Raw genomic sequence first — 21,460 nt, forward strand, 5'->3', positions numbered from 1 at the left:
TTTAAGAAGCTTACTGTTAAACGTCCAGCTTCATCAACGATTTGTCGCTTTTCTTTGCTCCTTTAAAAATATTTAGTGTTAATAATTAATCTTTGCATTTAAAATCTTAGTTTAAATTTTTCTCTAAGCTTTGTTGAGCATATTATTAATGAGTTGTAGCTAAAAGTTCTGCCTCCAGTTTTTGTCTTTGGAGCCTTTTCTTTTTTCTGCTTGGCATTTTTTCATGCAAATACTGGAAGATCACAAACATTACCGGAATAATGAAAATCCCGAATACAACGCCTGTCAACATTCCGCCAACGGTACTGAAGCCGATTGAATGATTCCCTTTTGCAGAAGCGCCCTGCGTGAATACAAGCGGTAACATTCCGACAATGAATGCGAATGAGGTCATTAAGATTGGTCTTAAACGCAGTCTTGACGCTTGTAATGCAGATTCCAGTAAGGATCTCCCCGCATTTCTTCTCTGTACCGCAAATTCTACGATAAGAATGGCATTTTTCGCTAATAATCCGACGAGCATGATCAAACCAACCTGAACGTAAATGTTATTGTCAATTCCAGCCAATCCGGTGAAAGCAAATACCCCGAAAATCCCTGTTGGAATTGTTAAAATAACTGCAAAAGGAAGAATATAACTTTCATACTGAGCCGCCAACAAGAAATACACAAACAAAATACTTAACATAAAGATAAATGCTGTCTGTCCGCTGGTTTTAATTTCTTCACGGGTAATCCCGGTCCATTCATATCCAAATCCTCTTGGAAGTGATTTTTCAGCCACTTCTTCAACTGCTTTAATTGCATCCCCGGTACTGTAACCTGGTTTGGGCGTTCCGTTGATGGTCACTGCATTGAAAAGGTTGTTTCTGGTTACCGTTTCAGGGCCGAAGGCTCTTTTTAAAGTCACTAATGTTTTCACAGGAACCATTTCGCCAGATTTATTTTTCACATAAATTCCTTCCAAAGAATTGGCATCTGTTCTATATGGAATATCCGCCTGAGCCATTACCCTATAGTATTTTCCAAATCTGTTGAAATCTGAAACGAAACTACTTCCGTAATAAATCTGCATCGTCTGCATCAATTCTGTGATGGAAACTCCTAACTGATTCGCTTTATCATTATCAACCTCAATTGTAAATTGCGGGTTTCCGGCTGCATAGGTTGTGAAAGCAAAAGCAATTTCCGGGCGTTTCATCAATTCCCCGATAAATGCCTGTGTAGTTGTTCCTAAATTTTCCAGGGAACCGTTGGTTTTATCCTGAAGCATAAACTCAAAACCGGAAACGTTACCAAATCCCTGAACAGTAGGGAAGTTGAAGAAAAATGCATTGGCATCTTTAACCTGGGAAACTTTCCCTGTTAATCCTGCGGCAATCTGATCAGGATCTGTTATTTCGCCACGCTGGTCGTGATCTTTTAATTTAATAAAACCTGCAGAATACGGTGATGCATTGGCATTACTGATGAAGTTCAGTCCGTCTGCAACCCAAAGGTGATTTTTGGCTTTTTCACCGTTGATGATCTGGTCAATTTGCTCGGTTGCTCTGTGGGTTCTGTCTAATGAACTTCCAGGAGGAGTATTCACAGCATATAGAATGAATCCCTGATCTTCTGTAGGGATAAATCCTGATGGTGCTTTTTTAATTAGGAAAATACTTGCAGCGGTAATCAGTACTAATCCACCTACGGCCACCCATTTGTTTTTAATTAAAAATTTCAGGCTGTAAATGTATTTTTTAGTTAAATTATTAAAGCTTACATTAAATGCGTTAAAGAATCTTGCTCCGAAACCTGTTTTCTTACCGTGTTCACCATGGTCACCCTGAGGATCATTTAGGAACATCGCGCATAAAGCCGGACTTAAGGTTAAGGCATTCACCGCAGAAATCATGATCGCAATTGCCAGTGTAAAAGCAAACTGTCTGTAGAAAACTCCCGCAGGACCCTGCATGAAACCAACCGGAATAAATACGGCACACATCACTAATGTTATGGAAATAATAGCACCGGAAATTTCATTCATTGAACTCATTGTGGCATGTTCTACAGGCATTCCTGTATGTTCCATTTTGGAATGGACGGCTTCCACTACAACGATGGCATCATCCACCACAATACCAATGGCGAGTACCAAAGCGAACAAAGTCAACATATTGATACTGAATCCGAATAATTGCAGGAAAAAGAATGTACCGATAATCGCTACCGGAACCGCAATCGCCGGAATTAAGGTCGACCTGAAATCCTGAAGGAAAATATACACTACAATAAATACTAGGATAAAAGCAATTACCAATGTTTCAACCACCTGATGTATAGAAGCATCCAAAAAGTCCTTGGAATTGTACATGATGATCGGCTCAACTCCTTTTGGAAGAGTCGTTTTAAACTGGTCGACCTGTTTTTCAATTTCAGTCAGAATTTCGTTGGCATTAGATCCAGCGGTCTGCATAATCGCAAAACCTGAAACCGGTTTGCCATCCACTCTGTTGGCTGCTGTATACGTGTATGAGCCGAATTCTACTCTTGCTACGTCTTTCAGTCTCAGGAAAGAACCGTCGCTGTTGGCTTTGATGGCTATGTTTTCGTAGTCTTCGTTTTTATTTAATTTACCCTTATACTTTAAAATATATTCATAAGTTTCCTTGCTTCCCTGTCCCAAACGTCCGGGAGCAGCCTCTAAGTTATGATCTTTTACGGCATTCAAAACTTCCTGTGGAGAAAGTCCGTTGGCAGCCAATCGGTCTGGCTTCAGCCAGAGTCTCATGGAATAATCTCTTGTTCCGAAAACTTGTGCCTGGGCAACTCCCGGAATACGCTGAATTTGTGGAATGATGTTGATTTTCAAATAATTCTGTAAGAAAAGTTCGTCATATTGCTTAGGATCGTTACTGGTTAATCCCATAAACATGATCATACTGTTCTGAACTTTCTGCGTAGAGATTCCTGCCTGTACCACCTCCTGAGGAAGCTGGCTCATGGCTTTTGATACCCGGTTCTGAACGTTTACGGCAGCATTATCGGGATCAGATCCCTGCTTGAAAAATACGCTTAGCGTCATCGTACCGTCGTTACTTGAGTTCGAAGTCATGTAAGTCATATTTTCCACTCCGTTCACAGCTTCTTCAATCGGGGTAGCTACCGAACGGGCCACTACTTCCGCATTCGCACCCGGATAGAAAGCCGTCACCTGAACACTTGGCGGCGCAATATCCGGAAAGAGGGCAATAGGTAAATTAAAGAGCGATAACGCACCCAATAATAAAAGTATGATGGAAATGACCGTTGAAAGTACCGGTCTTTCTATAAATTGTTTTAACATAAGAAGTTTATTTTTTAATGTTGCTTAACTTTTCCACCACAAAGACACAAAGCTTTTAAACACATTAGTCACATTAAGTTTTAATTAGTGCTTTAAAAAAGAACACATTAGTTTTAAAAATCTTCGATTTTCATTTTTGTGACTTTAAAGTATTAGCATTTTAACTTTTAAACAAAGGACAATTTTTGTGACTTTGTAGTTAAGAAATTTAAACAGTTATAAAGGTCTTGTTTTAAGCAAGCTATCAGAAGAAATAACTTTTGGCTGAATGGCAACACCATCTTTTAAGGCTCCGATTCCTGTGAATACAATTTTATCTCCTACGGAAAGCCCTTCAGAAATAAAGTAATAGCTGTCTGTTTTTCCGGATATAGTTACCGGTTTTCCCGTCACTTTTTTATCTTTTCCAACAACATAAACGTACGTTTTATCCTGGATTTCGTAAGTAGATTCCTGTGGAATAACCATTGTTTTGTCGAACAACTGCGGCATGCGCACTCTACCGGTATTTCCGGTTCTCAATACTCCGTTTGAATTTGGGAATACAGCACGAACGCTGATGGCTCCGGTTGTTTTATCAAACTGTCCGTCAACAATGCTCATTCTTCCTTTTTGAGGATAAATGCTGTTGTCTGCTATAACCAGATCTACCAACGGCATGTTTTTCAGTTTTTCATTTAAAGTAGCTCCCGGATATTTATTTTGAAAAGCAATAAAATCCAGTTCGCTTAAAGAAAAGTAGGCGTAAATTTCACTGATGTCCGATAATAAAGTCAATGGACTAGGGTCGGTTTTGGAAATCAGACTTCCTTTTTTGTAGGGGATTCTTCCGATGTATCCGCTTACAGGAGCTGTAATTGTGGTAAACCCTACATTGATTTTTGCACTTCCTACGGAAGCTTTTGCCTGGGAAGCAGCGGCAACTGCGGCTGCGTAGTTGGCTTTTGCGGTTCTCAGCTGTACTTCTGAAACCACTTTTGAGGCAACAAGAGGCTGAAGCCGGTCGACTTCTACTTTCGCTTTCTGGATGTTGGCGTTGGCAACCTGCAAATTGGCTGTTGCCATATTCATCTGTTCGCCGTAGCTTCTGGAATCTATTTTGAATAAAGGCTGTCCGGCTCTCACATAGGCACCTTCTTCCACATAAATTTTATCTAAATAACCATCCACCTGAGATCTGATTTCTACATTGTTTTTTCCTTCCAGAGCTGTCGGGAATTCCTGGTAAACAGTGGCAGGTGAGGTAATCACGGTATATACCGGAAGTTCAGGAGCGGGAGGCGCTGCATTAGATCCTTCTGCTGCCTTTGTGCAATTTTGTAAAAGGATAATACTCGAGATAAGTACGATGATCCTCGTTTTTCCAAATATTTTCATTTTGAGTTTAAATTTTTTAATGAAGTGTTAAATAAAATAAGATAGTTTTTAATTTAATGTCTGTTATATTTCCTAACAGTGTTAATGATTTGTTTAAAAAAATATACAGAATTTTTAATATGAGTGGCTAACAGGCATTTTAATAGTAGATAGTTTAATGATAAAATGATTTAAAATGTGTTATTTTTTCTAACAGTGTTAATTTGATGGATAAAAAAAACTACGGATAATTCATATTTTTACATAATTGTTTTAATTTTTAATTGTTTTTAAATGAATAGTTTATATTAATTCGGTGTTAATATTCCTAACGGTGTTAATTTTTAATTCAAAAAAAATTATAAAGACTTAATGAAAGCAGAAACTGTTTCATCCAAAGTCGTTTTATTCATCGTTGAAGGGATATCATCATTACGCATCATCATAATGGAAATCAATCCATGTACTGCTGAAAATAAAGCGTGAGACATGTGACAGGCATTTTCCGTTTTTGATCCGTTTTTCTTAATAATTTCATACGTGCAGTCATACAGCATATCCTGAAACGAAGAAAATTCTTCTTTCATCATTCCTTTTCCGCTGCACTGCATTCCCAATCCGAACATCAGCTGGTAATACTCTTTGTTTTTGAATGCAAACTTCCAGTACGCATCCACAATAGCTTTTAACTGATCTTCCGGATTGTCATGTGCTCTCTGAGCTTTCAGCAATTCGATGTGCAAACAATGGAAACCATTCAGCGAAATCTCGTATAAAATAGCCTCTTTGTTTTCAAAGTGATCGTATACCACCGGTGCGCTGTACTCAATGGCATCGGCAATTTTTCTCATGGAAAGGGAAGCCCAGCCTTCAGTTTTAGCCAAAGAAAAAGCCGCATTCAGGATACTGGTACGAATATTTTCTTTTTCTCTTTGTCGGCGTTCATGTAAACCCATGATATTTTGTTACTAACAGTGTTAGCAAAACTACAAACTTTTAAACATATCTTCCAAACTATTTTTAGCATTTAACTTTTAATAAAGATCATCAGGAATTTCTTACCGGGCTGAAATGCTGGAAGAATAAGGGCTTGAAGCTGGTACGATGATCAGTTTGAAGAATTATTGTAAAAATTAATGAAGATGATAGTCTGATTCAATTGTAAATTATTTTACTTCCGTCATGTTACGCACCCATATTAATAAATAAAAAGAATCTTTATCTTTGTGTTTAAATATAAAAGTTATGAATACTCCCTCTAATATGATTGCACTCGGAACGAAAGCACCTTTTTTTGAATTGCCAAACCCTTCAAAAAGCAATGAAATCCAGTCATTGGATGATCTGAAAGGTGAGAAAGGTACATTGGTGATTTTTATGTGCAACCACTGTCCGTTTGTACTGCATATTATTGATAAATTAAATGAATTGTACGAAGACTATAACGAAAGAGGGATTGAATTTATCGCCATCAACTCAAATGATGTTGAGAAATATCCTGCAGATTCTCCGGAAAAAATGATTGAATTCCAGATCGAAAAGAATTTTGACTTTCCTTATTTATATGATGAAAGCCAGGCGATTGCAAAAGCATACGATGCAGCCTGTACTCCGGATTTCTTTTTCTTTGATGAAAAGCTGGATCTTATCTACCGGGGTCAGATGGATGACTCAAGGCCGGGAAATAATAAAGATGTAACGGGTGAAGATCTCATCATTGCTTTTGAAAATCTTTTGGCAGGCGAACCTCAGGAAGAAATTCAAAGACCAAGTATGGGATGCAATATCAAATGGAAATAATTCGGTTGACTTTCATACAGGAAGTTGTTGCGATGTAATAATATGGTACAAGCTGTTCTTCGGAACAGCTTTTTTTATAAGCTATGGTAGTGGTAATTGCAGAAAGCTATTCCGTACTATTCTACAGAGTATTTCCTGTTTATTTCTAAAATATCAATCAGGTTGCTGGTACCTAATTTCTGAAAAATCCTTCTTTTATAAGTGCTGATGGTAGCGACGTGTATTTTAAGCTCATTGGCGATTTCGAGATTTCCGTATCCCTTAATCAAGAAGTTGTACACCATTTTTTCCCTTTCCGAAAGATTTTCCAGCGGGTTGCTTTTTTGCCCGTATATGGAGTGCTGAATCAATGCATCCATTATTTCTTTTGAATAATATTTGCCTGTGCTTAAAACTTCTGAAACAGCCCGGGCGATTTCATCCTCGTAGCAATGCTTGTTCAGATAACCGTCTGCGCCTTCCTGGATGCACTGTATTGCTTCTGTAATATTGTAGGTAGAAAAAATAAGAATTTTTATATGAGGAAGTTTATCCTTAATTTCATCAATCATATTTTTTTTGCTTCCGCGTATATTGATATCCAGAATGAGAAGTGCATAATCCTTTTTATAGGATAATTTTTCTAAAACTTCATTATAACTTTCTGCACATTCCAGATCAATATTTTTCAGGTAATTTTTCAGGATCATTTTGATACCGGTCATAATCACGAAATAATCGTCGGCAATAAGGATTTTTTTATTCATATCATTTGTATTTAAGAGAGAGCTGAATCTATTTAATCAGCTCGCGGTTATGTGTTTTTTTTGTAATGGTTTGTGTTTTTAATGTTTTACAGGATTATCATTCAAAATTTTTGCTTACGAACAATATTATCATATGTCATCCTGTGCATCTTCAACTAAATAAGCAATAATAAATATAAAAAATATTGTGTATTAAATTCAAATCCATGATATGTTTTTGCATGGTAATTATCGCTCTTTTATGCTGAAATGTATTATAAAATCAATAATATTCTGCTAAATTATTTTGCTTCTTATTCTTTCAACTTTTTATAAGTTGTAATTAAAATATTACAAATATATAATTATTTTATTACAATAAAATAGATTGTTAATCAATAGCTTGAATGTAGATTTGTAAAAGTAAAATGAATGCAATTATTAGAGTTATTTTTCTAAACAATAATTTACTGTAAGAATAACTTTTAATAAGTCTAAAAAATAAAGTTGGATAAAAGTTTTACAAACTACTTTCTGGTAGTATAAAGAATGTATTCAATCTATAAATTTTTTTAGAAAAACAGATTACTGCTTTGAACGATGTCGTTTCTATACAAAATACACAAATATTAGAAATATTATAAATAAGTCTAATAATGTGTTGAGAAACGCTTAAAATACAAGTAATGAAAACACAAATGATGAAATCTTGTAAACTGATGGCCTTTCGCTTTTCCGAAAGGGCTGTCTGTCTTTTTTTCATCATTGCTTCAATATTCCATTTTGGTCAGTCATCTGTAGAAAATTCCGGGATATATATTCAGGAAGGTACTTTAATAACCAATAGTTCCGAATCCAAAGATGAGGCATCTGAAACCGGTAAAGAGACCACTCCGAAAATTACAATTATCGGCAAAGAGTTTTTGTACGTTAAGAAGGGAACTGTTGTTTCCGGGATAAAAGATATACCGGTAGATAGAACAATAAAAAAACCGGATTCCTCATTTTCACAGAAAAAAGCCATAACCAAAAAGGAGACACGCAAAAAAATTACAAAAGAGAATCCTTCGGTCTCGGCGCAAAACATCAGAACACAGCCGGATCAGAACAGCTTTTATGCGGCCTCTTTATCGGGACAGACGGTATGCGTAACACCGGGCAGTCACTATCAGAATTTCATATTTTATCATACGATCAGATATATCTCTGCAATACAGCATGATGAATATATCAATACAAATTATCACTATCGCTACTCTGTTTTTTCAAAAAATATTATAGATGGTGGAGGCATACGTCCGCCACCCTTTCATTGTTAAAAGACTTTTATCGGGATGCCCGGATCAGGAATTCTTTCCGCTTTAAAAATGATATTACATGATATTGTTCTTGCTGAAAGTTCCTGTTACGATTCATTTATTGTATTACAGTAAATGCTCTTTATTCTGATAAAAGCAGTGAAGAATAAAATTTTTTACGAATACACACAACAACAATGAAAAAATATATTTATTTAATTATAATCCTGTTGCTTAGTATAAAAGCATTTGCACAGGGGCATTTGCCGGGAACAGCAGTTCCGGCAACACCCAATACGTCACCCTGGAACGGCTATACCGCAGCACCGGATTATCGTCAGAACGCCTCTGTTACCAATGCCCAATCTACGGCACTATTGCCTACGGGAAGCAGCGGGACAGATATTTTTGCCAATTATTTGGTAGATACTACAGGATATACCTTCTATCTGGTCTATACTACCAACGGAACGGTACCCACAAAAACCAACGGAACGGTGGTCAATATGTCGTTTGCCGTTGTAAGCGGCTCTAACAGAATCTGGGCAGGTAAAATACCTCAGCAGAGTGCCGGTACAATCGTAAATTATGTAATCTACGTCAACACGACAGGAGGCACATTAGCAGCCGCCAACAACCGTATCGCTTCTTCCCGCCTGGGAATACAAGCTACCTGGACAGAAGGAGATACATACTATTCTATGATTACTCCCGGTGGAGTAACCAATACCGTAGCTTGGTACAAAGCAGATACAGGTTTAGCTGCTACTACATGGGCAGACCAATCGGGACATAATTATAACCTCACCAGAACATCTGCACCGGCAGGCTCTGTTACACTGAACTTCAATCCTGTAGCTTCTTTCACCGGAGTTACAGCCAATCAGTATAATAATACAGCAACAAAAGCAGCCTGGCCGGTAGGAAGTAATGCGACTACCTATTATTACGTAGCTAAAAATTCAGCAGCAATAGCCAACAGAGCTGCTTTGGGAATAGGAGCCAATGGTGCAAGTACGGGATTCCATAGCGGCCAGGTGGCGACTACCGGACTTATCTCTTCTGCAGGAGCTACCGCTTTCACTACAGGCGTTGCTACAGCTTCTTTGGCCTCTCCACCGGATTGGGACAATACCAAATCCAACCAGGGAATTAATCTGGTAAGAACAGGATATGATTCGGGAGCAGGAAGAAATTATGTAGCAGCACAAGGCTCCGCACCCACAAATAATACCAACAATGTAAACCCTACGTATGCCAATACGTCTGCTTTCAGAATAGGAGCATCCGGGGATAACGGAATATTCTGGAACGGGGATGTTGCAGAGGTGATTGTGTTTCCTTCACAGCATGCTTCTACAGATTACCTGAAAGTAGAATCTTATCTGGCCTTGAAATATGGGATTACCAAAACAGGAGCCTATCAGTTATCCAACGGAACATCAGTATATAACGATGCTACCTACAATAACAATATTGCAGGGATCAGCAGGGATGATGCTTCAACGCTTAACCAGAAACAGTCGCAATCACAGAATAGCGGGTTGCAGCCGGTCATCGGAAACGTTAACATCGCCGCAACCAATACAGGTAATGCGAATAATTTCAGTGCAGATTTATCTGCTTTGGTTTGGGGCTCCGATACGGGAAACACATCTTTTGCCACTTCATTTGTATTTGGAGGGTTGAATAACAGAATGGCGCGCATCTGGAGAGTACAGGAAACCGGAACGGTAGGAAATGTTAAAGTAGCTATACCAGTGAGCCAGCTTGCAGGAAATATATCCTCGCTCAATCTGGTGGTAAGTGCAGATACAACGTTTGACGGAACGGATACAAGAACTGCGATGACACTGGAAACATTAGGCGGCGTGCAGTATTACACCGCAACCGTAGATTTTACTTCAGGGCAGTTCTTTAGTTTTGCTGCTTTGGTAACGGCTCCGGGAGGTGTGTTAACTAATCTTCAGCTATGGTTAAAGCCAGATTCTGGTGTAACAACATCAGGAACTAATGTTACCACATGGACGAATCAGACACCGGCAGGGTTGTCATTTACACAGGGAACAGTAGCCAAACAGCCTGCATTAGTGTCTAATTATATGAATTTTAACCCTGGTGTTAGTTTTGCTACATCAGGACAAGAAATGTCTTTAATTAATGGTAATCCAACATTGTTTGGAGTTAATGACCCAATGTCTTTATTCTACCTCGCAAATTCCGGCTCCACTTCAGGGGCAAGAACTATTCTTGAAATTCATAATAGCAGTGCAGATTTTCCTACTTTTGAATGGCGCGGAACTAACTTTGGTATGGATCTTGACGGGACTCCATTTCAGGATAACGGTTATAGTCTTATAAATACGGTTCAGGCAAATACACCATATATTATTGCTTCCGCATTTAACAACACCAATAGCGGAGGCCAGATCTATAACATGCAAAATGGTGTCTCCCTTAATACAAGAACGGGTAATACGGCACTTTCTGTGGGAAGTGGTCTTTTTCTTGGCGGTAATGGTGGCGGAGAATATTTCCTGGGTGCAATACCAGAAGTGATAGGTTATAATGCTTATGTAAATAATAATACCGATATTCAGAAGATAAATACTTATCTGGCTATTAAATATGGTATGACGCTTGGCTCAACAGCATCAACTGTTAACTATTTAAATAGCTCGGGTAATGTAATATGGACAGGAGATACTACTTATCAAAACAATATCTCAGGTATAGAAAGAGACGATGCTTCAGCTTTAAACCAAAAACAATCCCAAAGCGTAAACACGGGTCTGCAACCCGTAATCGGAAATGTAAATATTACCGATACCAATGCCAATAATACCAACAATTTTACTGCAGATTTATCTGCTTTAGTTTGGGGCTCCGATACGGGAAACACTGCTTTTGCCACTTCTTTTGTATTTGGAGGATTAAATAACAGAGTGACCCGCATCTGGAGAGTACAGGAAACCGGAACAGTAGGAACCGTAAAAGTAGCCTTACCGGCAAGCCAGATTACAGCTAATCTATCGTCACTGAGCCTGGTCGTGAGTGCAGATGCAACGTTTGATGGTAGTGATACCAGAACAGCGATGACTTTAGAAACCTTGGGCGGGGTACAGTATTATACCGCAACGGTAGATTTTACAACAGGACAGTTCTTTACATTTGCTGCTTTTACAGTGGCGCCTGGCGGTGTAACCAATGGGCTTACGCTTTGGATGAATCCTGATGCAGGAATTGATAATGCTGCGAACATATCAACATGGACCGATCAGGTAAATGGGGTCGTAATTCCAAGAAAAAATACCAATACTACTTTATCCATTAACACGACACTCAATTTCAATAGAGTTGTTAATATGCCTACAACAGGCTCTAATGGTTTTGAATTACCGGCTTCAAATTCTAATATCACCCGTTATGATCCTAATGCTACTGACGGAATGAGTGTTTTTGGAGCTGGCGTACAGTCAACTTCATGGAATAATTACGGAGCTTTACTATCTAAAACCGATGGAGGAGCCTGGGACAATGGCTGGGTAATGTCTACGACCAATATCTCAGGAAGCAACTGGGGATTATTATATGTATGGGGAAATGAGAGTGGTACCGGAGTGGGTAATTCCGCGGTTACATCCTCAGGAAGCCTGATACGGGGTAATGCTTTTGTTGCGTCCGGTTGGTGGGACCCTGCTCTAACGAATAAAAATAATATAGACCTGGATGCCGCTTTCAGTGGCAGCATTAATGTGGCTACTACAAATTCTGTAGGAAGTCCTTTAGGCATCGGGTATGCTCAGGGAGACGCATTTGGCGGCCAGCTGGGTGACCAGATTTATTATAACCGCTCATTGAGCAGTACTGAGCGTGCAAGAGTTCAGTCTTATCTTTCCGTTAAGTTTGGAACGACCTTAGGAACCAATGCATTGCCGTTTAATTATTTAAACAGTTTGGGAAATACCATCTGGACAGGAAGTGCGACTTATCAGAACAATATTGCAGGAATTGCTAGGGATGATGCTTCAGGATTAAATCAGAAACAGTCTCAAAGCGCATTGAGTGGCTTACAGCCGGTAATCGGAAACGTGAATATTACTGGTACCAATGCCAATAACACCAATAACTTCAGTGCAGATTTATCTGCCTTGGTTTGGGGTTCTGATACGGGAAGCACGTCTTTTGCCACTTCTTTCGTATTTGGAGGACTGAATAACAGGATGACCCGTATCTGGAGAGTACAGGAAACCGGAACGGTAGGAACTGTAAAAGTGGCCTTACCGGTAAGCCAGGTACAGGGAAATGCAACCCAGCTTAATTTGGTGGTAAGTGCAGATGCAACGATTGATGGCAGTGATACCAGAACAGCAATGACTCTGGAAACGTTAGGAGGCGTGCAATACTATACTGCAACGGTAGATTTCACAACAGGGCAATTCTTTACTTTTGCTGCGCTGGCAACAGCTCCGGGAGGAGTTTTTGCTAATCTAAGAATCTGGCTTAAGGCAGATGACGGATTTACTCCTTCTTCCTGGGCAGACAGATCTGGTAATTCAAATGATTTTACCCAGACCAATGCATCCAGACAGCCTAATCTTATCGCTGCCGGTACAAAATATAATTTTAACCCAACCGTTAATTTTGGGACTACCGGTTCAGATGCAAGATTTATGGTTGTGCCAAGCGGAAGACCGTTTACGGCCAATGGTTTGGATGGAACCTTCTTGCTTACTATCAATCAGAATACGAATAGCGGTTTCAGAGATTATTTAGGCTTTGGGGGTACAACTACAGGATCAGGTCTTACTAATGCGAATGATCCGGTATTTACTTCCAATGACAACGGAAGCAGAACCTTCAGGATATTCCCGTATAGTGGTGCTACTTCTACTACAAATCTTCAATTAACAGCCGGTATCACCTATATTTCAGATGTTACCTGGAGAGTGGGAGTCGCAGGAGGTATTACCTATGGATTGAATGGTTTTAATGGTTCTAGTGGTAATACTTTTACCGCAGGTAACTCATTAGGATTTAATGGTGGTATCTTGGGGGCTCAGCCTGAAGTATCTGATGCGTTTATGTCTGAGGTGATTGCTTATGAAAGAGCTTTAACGGCGGCAGAAATGCAGAGAGTACGTACCTATTTATCCATTAAATATGGAACAACACTCGATCAGAGTACGGCACAAAACTATTTAGCTTCTGATGGCACTACCGTTTTATGGAATGCAACAACCAACGCGGCTTACAAAAACAATATCGCGGGAATTGGAAGAGATGATACGTCAACGTTAAATCAAAAGCAGTCCCAGAGTATAAACAGCGGCACTCAGGTAGTGATAGGTAATGGAAGTATCGCCGCAAGCAATGCAGCCAATACCAACAGTTTTGCTGCAGATAAATCGGCGCTGGTTTGGGGAGATAATGGCCTTCCGCTTACCTATATCACTTCGGTAAACAATAATATTCCTTCCGGGTTAAACTTTGCGTATCGTATGAGCAGGATTTGGAGGGTTCAGGAAACCGGAACGGTAGGAACCGTTAAAGTAGCGATGCGTGCGGCTGCAGTAGCGTATGGGGAGAATGCTTATATTATTGTAAGCTCCGATCCTACATTTGCCAGCGGAAATACGTGGTATCCATTAACAACAACGACAACAATCAATGGTGTGACCCATTATACCGCAGATATAGACTTTACCAGCGGACAGTACTTTACTTTTGGAGCAAAAGTAATCGGTCCCGGAGGAGTTCCCGGTTCATCCTTATGGCTGCGTGCCGATAAAGCGGGCACTTACACCAATAATGCAGCCGTAAATAACTGGGATGACGTGAGTGTGAATGATAATGATGTGATACAGAATACAGCAGCCAACCAGCCTTTGTACAAAGACAATACAACGGATAATATCAACTTTAATCCGGTGATGGATTTCGACGGGTCAAATGATGTTCTTACTGATGCTGATGGAATTCTGGGTACAACTACCTACAGCAATGCATCAGCCTTTACAGTAAATACAACAAGGGTAATAAGCAACTCGGCTGTTTTCATTGAATCTCAATCAACCTCAAACCAAATTGCTATGCTTGCTCCTTGGGGAGATGGTACTACATATTGGGACGGCGCATTTAGCAGCAGGATCTCTGCAGCCTGGGGAGGAACGCTAAATACACCATATTTATGGACCGGATGGAATAACAACAGTCTTACCCCAAAAAACTCTCTTCGTCGTAACGGATTACAGCTGGCAAGTGGAAATACGCTGTTAAATTACGCAGGAAGTAATTCATCTATGAATATTGGACCAACTTATAATGGAAAAATAGGAGAGGTGGTATTTAACACCAATGCGTTAAGTGTAAACGAGAGACAAAGAGTAGAAAGTTATTTAGCCATTAAGTATGGATTTACTTTAGATCAGACGACAGCACAGAATTATCTGAACTCTGCTTCAGCAGTAATTTGGAATGCAACAACAAATGCTGGTTATAACAATAATATCGCAGGGGTCATGAGAGATGATGCTTCAGGATTAACCCAGAAACAGTCTCAGAGTGTGAACAGCGGATTGCAGCCGGTAATCGGAAATGTAAATATTGCCGATACCAATGCGAACAATACAAATAGCTTTGCAGCAGACTTATCTTCTTTGGTTTGGGGTTCAGATACAGGAAGCACCTCTTTTGCCACTTCTTTCGTATTTGGAGGTTTAACTAATAGAATGACCCGAATCTGGAGGGTACAGGAAACAGGAACGCTAGGAATAGTCAAAGTAGCTTTACCAGTAAGTCAAATTTCAGGAGGTATAAATCAGCTTAATTTAGTGACAAGTGCAGATGCAACGTTTGACGGTAGTGATACCCGAACAGCCATGACGTTGGAAACGTTAGGCGGGGTGCAGTATTATACGGCAACAGTAGATTTTACTTCCGGACAGTTCTTTAGTTTTGCTGCTTTGCTAACAGGGCCAGGTGGTGTACTAGGAGCCAGTGTTTGGCTGAGAGCAGATGCGGGAACCTCTACATCTACTGATGGAGTGGGTATTTCACAATGGAATAATCAAAGTGATACCAACAATAATGCGTTTCAGGCTACATCTGGTAACCAGCCTCTATTCCGAACCAACAGTGCTAAAGCTATTAACTTCAATCCGGTTATAGATTTCGATGGAGTAGACGATTATGTGGATGGTGTTACACCTGTTCAGGGTACAATACACAGTCTCTTTGCAATCGGTAGGACAAACACAATAATTCCGGATGGACAGACATTCTTTAGTTGTGGTGTTCCTGTTGGAAATAGTAATGGATATGCATTCAGGATTTTCAATGATAGAATAACCTATGTTCGCGGAAGTACAGGAACATATAATTCTATTGTTACCAATTTTAACATTGTAAATGCCAACCAGCCTTTCCAGGCTTCTTTAACTTATACAAATACTACGAATGTAGCAACTATTTATAAAGATGGCAGTATTAGGCAGACAGGCACTATAAGTACTTCGGCTAATCCTACAAATACGTATTCAATAGGATCAAGGACTGTAAATGGGCGTGATTTTTATTTTAATGGAGCAATACCAGAAGTAGTAGCTTACGGACTCTTGCTTACGTCTAATGAGATACAGAGAGTTAACAGTTATCTGGCTATTAAATATGGTCTTACGCTGGATCAGACGACGCCACAAAATTATCTCGCTTCCAATAGTACTGTTATTTGGAATGCTGCGACAAGTACAGGGTTTAATAATAATATATTTGGAATACTGAGAGATGATGTGTCGACTTTACACCAGCGAATCTCCAAATCGGTGAACAGTGGCAGTGTGCTCACCTTATCTACCGATACCAACTTTACCAACGCCAACAGTACCCATGCGGCCATTGGTACAGACCTTCAGTCATTGGTCATCGGGGAGACCACAGGAGCATATACCTTTACCGGTACTGCGCTTACCGCTTCAGGAATTACTTTCAGTACTACCGAAGCCATGGCTAAACGCTGGAAAGTCCAGGATACGGGAGGTATCAGCTGTATCAACTTACGTTTTGATGCCACTTCATTGCCGGCCTTATCCGGAAATGAACGCTATTACCTGATCGTGAGTGATGATGCCAATTTCACTTCAAACGTAGTGTACCGGGCAGTGACCAGAACCGGCAACAATATCGATGTAAGCGTAAACTTCAGAGACAATAATGTATCTTATTTTACATTAGCCAAAAAAGATCTGGGCATCTCCGGAGGAGACCTTACCGATGTGAAATCCGGTATCAGTACCATTCCTTCCGCAGGCTGGAAGCCAACGCTTCCAAACACCTACCTGGAAATCAATTCCAACTCCAAAGGACTGGTGGTAAGCCGCGTAGCCAGCACTGCTGCAATCGTTAACCCGATTGAAGGAATGATCATCTATGATCTTAGCGATAACACGATGAAAGTCTATACAGGCACCATCTGGAGAAAACTAGGGGACTACAGTACAGGAAGTAACGGCAACATCAATATTTTCTGTAATTAAACCATAATAACTAATTCGGGGCTGTACCTGGTTACAGCCCCGGATTTAACAAATTAAGAAAGAAGATGAAAAATATAATAATATTAGCAACACTTGCTCTTGCCGGGTGGTTTCATGCCCAGGTGGCGATAGGAAAGACCACGCTCACCAACAGCTCAGTGGCGTTGGAATTCGGTACCGATGTAAGAGGGATCCGTCTTCCGGTGGTGACAGATGTATCCGCCATGACGGGAACCAACGGCAGTATGGTTTTCGATGCAGCCACGGGCAGCTTCAGGTTTTATGCCAATAATGTCTGGAGTACAGCCACTGCGGGAGGGCAGACCGGAGGAGCTCCAACGGGAGCAGATACCGGAAACGGAGTGATTATAGGCGCCAATTCCAGCAGTGCAACAGGCGCGTTGATTATAGAATCTTCAGATAAGGCTTTGGTATTACCCAGAGCAGTTCTGATAGACCAGCGCACGATAACCGGCGTAAAAGGCCTCGCCATGTGGGATTCTGCCATGAAGGCGGTGGTGGTTTATGACGGTGCAAAATGGAATTTCTACTAAATTTTTAACGTATCAAAATGTATATGGTATTATCTTTTAGAAGCAGAACAGCGGCTTTCAGGATAACCCTCTATTTTGAATATGCATCCGTCTTAGAATGTACCTGGTAAACCGCAGGTAACGTATTTATTTTGGGACAAGAAGGATGCTTACTTGCACTCAAGTGAAGCTCTTACTTCGGAGCAAGAAGGGTGCTTACTTGCCGGGAGCCTAAAAGCTCATGGTAACATCTCCGAAAGGATTCTTTTAACACAATGATAAACACCAGATCAGACCATCTGATTTGGTGTTTTTTTTGTACCATTGCTTTACAATACAGCTTATAAATAGATCTGTGTCAACCGTGAAAGATTAAAAGAGTTTCGCCAATTTGGATATTTTTCGCCGCGCAGCACAGAAAAATGTATTGAGAACCTATGAATAGAAAGATGAACAGAATAAACTTCTCGATACGCTTTTTTCAAAAGATAGTCGAAGTGATGAAAATAAATTAAAATACAAAACGGGTTATTATCAAATTATTTTCCAACCTTTTTACCGTTTCATGCATCTCTATAAATAGAAACAGTTGAAACAAAAAACTATGAAAAGGTTATATATAAAATTCCTGCTATTTTTTCCGGTTCTCTTTCTGGCTCAGACTCCGGTTATTGAAAGTCCGGACGGAAAAGGAAATTATAAAAAAGACGATCAGGTAATTCTTCAGAAATTGCAAATCGAAACGAAAATTGCCGGAAGAATTTCTACCAATACCGTAACGATGGTTCTCAGGAACAATTCTGCACGGCTCAGAGAAGGTCGGATTACTTTTCCGCTTCCCGAAGGAGTGAATGTAAGCGGCTATGCTTTAGACATCAACGGAAAACTCAGGAATGCGGTTCCCGTGGAAAAAGAAAAAGCGAAAGAGGTTTACGAAACCATTAAAAAAAGAAATGTAGATCCCGGAATCCTGGAAAAAACGGAGGGGAACAATTTCCGTACAACCGTATATCCCATCGCACCCAATGGCGGGGAAAGAATGGTTCAGATTACCTACCATTATGAACTGAAGAAGTCAGGGAATGCTTATGAATATTTTTTACCCCTGAATTATACCGCTGAAATTCCTGAATTTGATATTAAAACAACTGTTTTTCAAAACGAAAACCTGCCGGAGCTTAAAGAGAGACCCGATGGAAGCTTTGATTTTGTTAAAAACGGAAATGTATGGACCGCCGAAACGCACAAAAGAAATTACAGACCCGGCAACAATATTAGAATAAACTTTCCGGTACATCAGGAAGGGCAAAGTGTTTTAATTCAAAAAGCATCAGGTAATGCTTCTTATTTTCTGGCTGATATTGCTGTAGATTCAGGCGAAAGAGCTAAAAAACTTCCCAATGTGCTGGCAATAGTCTGGGATAATTCCCTAAGCGGGCAGAAACGGGACCATCAGAAAGAACTGGCTTTACTGCAACACTATTTTAATATAAACAGAAACCTTACAGTAAACATTTATTTCATTAACAATACTTTCGAAGAAGGGCAGGCTTTTAAAATTGATAATGGAAACTGGAGCGAACTAAAGACTTACCTTTTAAAAACGACCTATGACGGCGGAACAGATTTCGGGAAATTAACAACATTACGCGAAGCTGAAATTTTATTTTTCACGGACGGCCTATCATCTTTCGGAGAACCGAATAGGGTATGGAAGCAGCCGGTTTATACGATTGCATCTTCTAATAATGTAAATTTTGACCAATTGAAATTCATGAGCAATACAACCGGAGGCGAATTTTTAAATCTTAATGAAAATGATCCCGGAAAAGAAGCGCGTAAACTGTTGTACCAGCCGAAGAAATTTTTAGGCATTGAAAATAACGGGAAGCTTTCGGAAGTATATCCTTCTTTGAAAGAGACCGTTGCCGATGATTTTGTTTTAACAGGAATTATAAAAGGCGATACGTCTGCAATTAAAGTGAAATTCGGGTATGGAAATGAAGTTACTGAAACCAAAACAATTAGTTTAAATACAGATGAACAGGCAGTTAAAGACTGGGAGATTTCAAAATTCTGGGCTCAGAAAAAGCTTAATGAACTGGAGATTTTCGGGAAGAAAAATAAGAAAGAGATTAAAAATATCAGCTCGCAATTCGGGCTTGTAAGCAGCAATATGAGCTTAATGGTATTGGAAAACGTCGAGGACTATGTTCGTTATGATATTGCTCCGCCCGCAGAATTAAAAGCAAAGTTCGATGAAATCATTAAAGGCAATCTGGTAAAAAAAGACGAGCATGTAAAAGATCTCATGAGTGATGCGGAAAGAATGACTGAAAATCTTAAAAAATGGTGGGATACAGACTATGAGCAAAAGAAAAAATCAAAACGTTATCCCGAACCTACATCTTACCGGGCTTTAAGCGATACGATAAGCAGAGATCAGCAAATAGAAGAAGTTGTTGTAACAGGATACAATAGCAGGCAAGACAATGATGAAGAGTCTGAAGTTTCCGAACCAAGACGCGAGCGGCAACAGATGAGCGTCCGTAAAATGTCAGCTGTGGCATCGACTACAGTGCTTAGTGCACTGTCAGGATCTGTCCCAGGGGTTATTGTAAAAACTGCAACTCCTACAGAAAGGGCGTCAGATATTATGAATTCCGGAAGAATTCTTACCGTTGATATTGATTCCAAAGCGCAATATATGAAGCTCTTCAAAGACATGAATAATCCTGAATCGATATATGAAATTTATCTCCAAAACCGTAAAGAACATGGTGAAACGCCACAGTATTACTTCGACGTTGCCCAGCTTTTAATTAAAAATAATGATAAAAAGCGCGGATTGAAAGTATTGAGTGCTGTTGCCGATCTTGAGTTCGAAAATGAGGAGCTGTACAAATTACTAGCTTATAAATTGAAGCAGGCTGAAGTGTATGATAAAGAGCTTTTTGCCACAGAAAAGGTGCTGGAATGGCGACCGTTTGATCCGCAAAGTTACAGGGATTTCGCGCTTGCCCTCGAGGACAACGGTCATTACCAAGATGCTCTTGATAATTTATACAAACTTCTTACACAGTCTTATACAAAAGAGCTTGCAGACCGGGACGACGGTATTGAAGAAACCATCATTATGGAGATCAATCAGCTTATCGCGAATCATGGGGATCAGCTTGACCTTACCAATATCAATCCTAAAATTATAGCAGATCTGCCGGTAAACATCCGTGTGGTCATCAACTGGAATAAAGACGACACCGATATTGATCTGTGGGTAACCGACCCGAATAATGAACGCTGCTATTATTCACATAAAGAAACTGAAATCGGAGGACGGCTGAGTGACGATTTTACGGGAGGTTTCGGGCCGGAACAGTTTTTACTGAAAAAAGCAGTCAAAGGTAAATATAAAATCCGGACTAATTTCTTCGGTGAACAGCAGGTGGGAATTGCCGGACCTACCGCAATTATGGCAGAAATTTATATCAATTATGCCACCGGCAGACAGGAAAGAAAGATCGTTGTATTTCAAAATCAAAAAGAAAATGACAGGAAAGAGGACGGTATTCTCATCGGAGAGTTTGAATTTTAGAAAAAAGCTTTTGAGATGTCAGTGATGATAGTCTTTTAAAAAGTATTTTCTGTTAAAATATAGGTAAACACAATAAATTAAATGTGATGATGTTAATATAATGATCAATGTGTAATGAAGAAGTTTGAGTTTGAGTACCTGCAGCAGTGCAGGTGCTTTTGTTTTATATCAGATCCTAACCGAAGTAGTTATTAACTTTATAACTAATATTTCTTACTATTACATTCATTAAATTAACAAAAATAGCAGATAAATTTTTATACAATTTTAACAGGTTCTAATTGTTTTATT

General features: G+C 39.6%; 9 protein-coding genes. 5 read left to right on the top strand and 4 right to left on the bottom strand.

The genetic code is table 11. The features are described 5' to 3' along the window. Positions 1–145: 145 nt before the first annotated feature. The 3 genes from HHL20_RS16600 to HHL20_RS16610 form a co-directional block, all read right to left on the bottom strand. Complete coding sequence (locus HHL20_RS16600; protein WP_169232284.1) at positions 146–3,328, bottom strand: efflux RND transporter permease subunit; 3,183 nt, start codon at positions 3,326–3,328, stop codon at positions 146–148. A 216-nt stretch (positions 3,329–3,544) separates the two neighbouring features. Continuing rightward, positions 3,545–4,705, bottom strand: coding sequence for an efflux RND transporter periplasmic adaptor subunit (locus tag HHL20_RS16605; RefSeq protein WP_169232285.1), 1,161 nt, complete (start codon positions 4,703–4,705; stop codon positions 3,545–3,547). 338 nt (positions 4,706–5,043) lie between these two features. Beyond that, on the bottom strand, positions 5,044–5,640 hold the full coding sequence (locus tag HHL20_RS16610) for a TetR/AcrR family transcriptional regulator (RefSeq protein ID WP_169232286.1): 597 nt from the start codon (positions 5,638–5,640) through the stop codon (positions 5,044–5,046). A 289-nt stretch (positions 5,641–5,929) separates the two neighbouring features. On the opposite strand from HHL20_RS16610, the gene HHL20_RS16615 reads away from it, so the two are divergent. Continuing rightward, positions 5,930–6,484, top strand: a complete 555-nt coding sequence (locus HHL20_RS16615; RefSeq protein WP_169232287.1) for a thioredoxin family protein — start codon at positions 5,930–5,932, stop codon at positions 6,482–6,484. A gap of 116 nt (positions 6,485–6,600) precedes the next feature. Here HHL20_RS16615 and HHL20_RS16620 read toward each other — a convergent pair whose 3' ends face one another. Continuing rightward, positions 6,601–7,230 carry a response regulator transcription factor gene (locus HHL20_RS16620; RefSeq protein ID WP_169232288.1) on the bottom strand — a complete coding sequence of 210 codons (630 nt, stop codon included), beginning with the start codon at positions 7,228–7,230 and terminating at the stop codon, positions 6,601–6,603. A gap of 665 nt (positions 7,231–7,895) precedes the next feature. Here HHL20_RS16620 and HHL20_RS16625 point away from each other — a divergent pair. From HHL20_RS16625 to HHL20_RS16640, 4 genes are all read left to right on the top strand, one after another. Then, positions 7,896–8,528 (top strand): hypothetical protein, encoded by a 633-nt coding sequence (locus tag HHL20_RS16625; protein ID WP_169232289.1) that lies wholly within the window; start codon positions 7,896–7,898, stop codon positions 8,526–8,528. Between the two features lie 176 nt (positions 8,529–8,704). After that, the gene (locus HHL20_RS16630) at positions 8,705–17,041 is read left to right on the top strand and encodes a LamG domain-containing protein (RefSeq protein WP_169232290.1); all 8,337 of its coding nucleotides are present in this window, start codon (positions 8,705–8,707) and stop codon (positions 17,039–17,041) included. A gap of 65 nt (positions 17,042–17,106) precedes the next feature. Continuing rightward, the gene (locus tag HHL20_RS16635; RefSeq protein ID WP_169232292.1) at positions 17,107–17,595 is read left to right on the top strand and encodes a hypothetical protein; all 489 of its coding nucleotides are present in this window, start codon (positions 17,107–17,109) and stop codon (positions 17,593–17,595) included. A gap of 583 nt (positions 17,596–18,178) precedes the next feature. Continuing rightward, positions 18,179–21,169 (top strand): VIT domain-containing protein, encoded by a 2,991-nt coding sequence (locus HHL20_RS16640; protein ID WP_169232294.1) that lies wholly within the window; start codon positions 18,179–18,181, stop codon positions 21,167–21,169. The last annotated feature ends 291 nt before the right edge of the window (positions 21,170–21,460 follow it).

The sequence above is a fragment of the Chryseobacterium cheonjiense genome (assembly GCF_012927265.1).
Classification (GTDB): domain Bacteria; phylum Bacteroidota; class Bacteroidia; order Flavobacteriales; family Weeksellaceae; genus Chryseobacterium; species Chryseobacterium cheonjiense.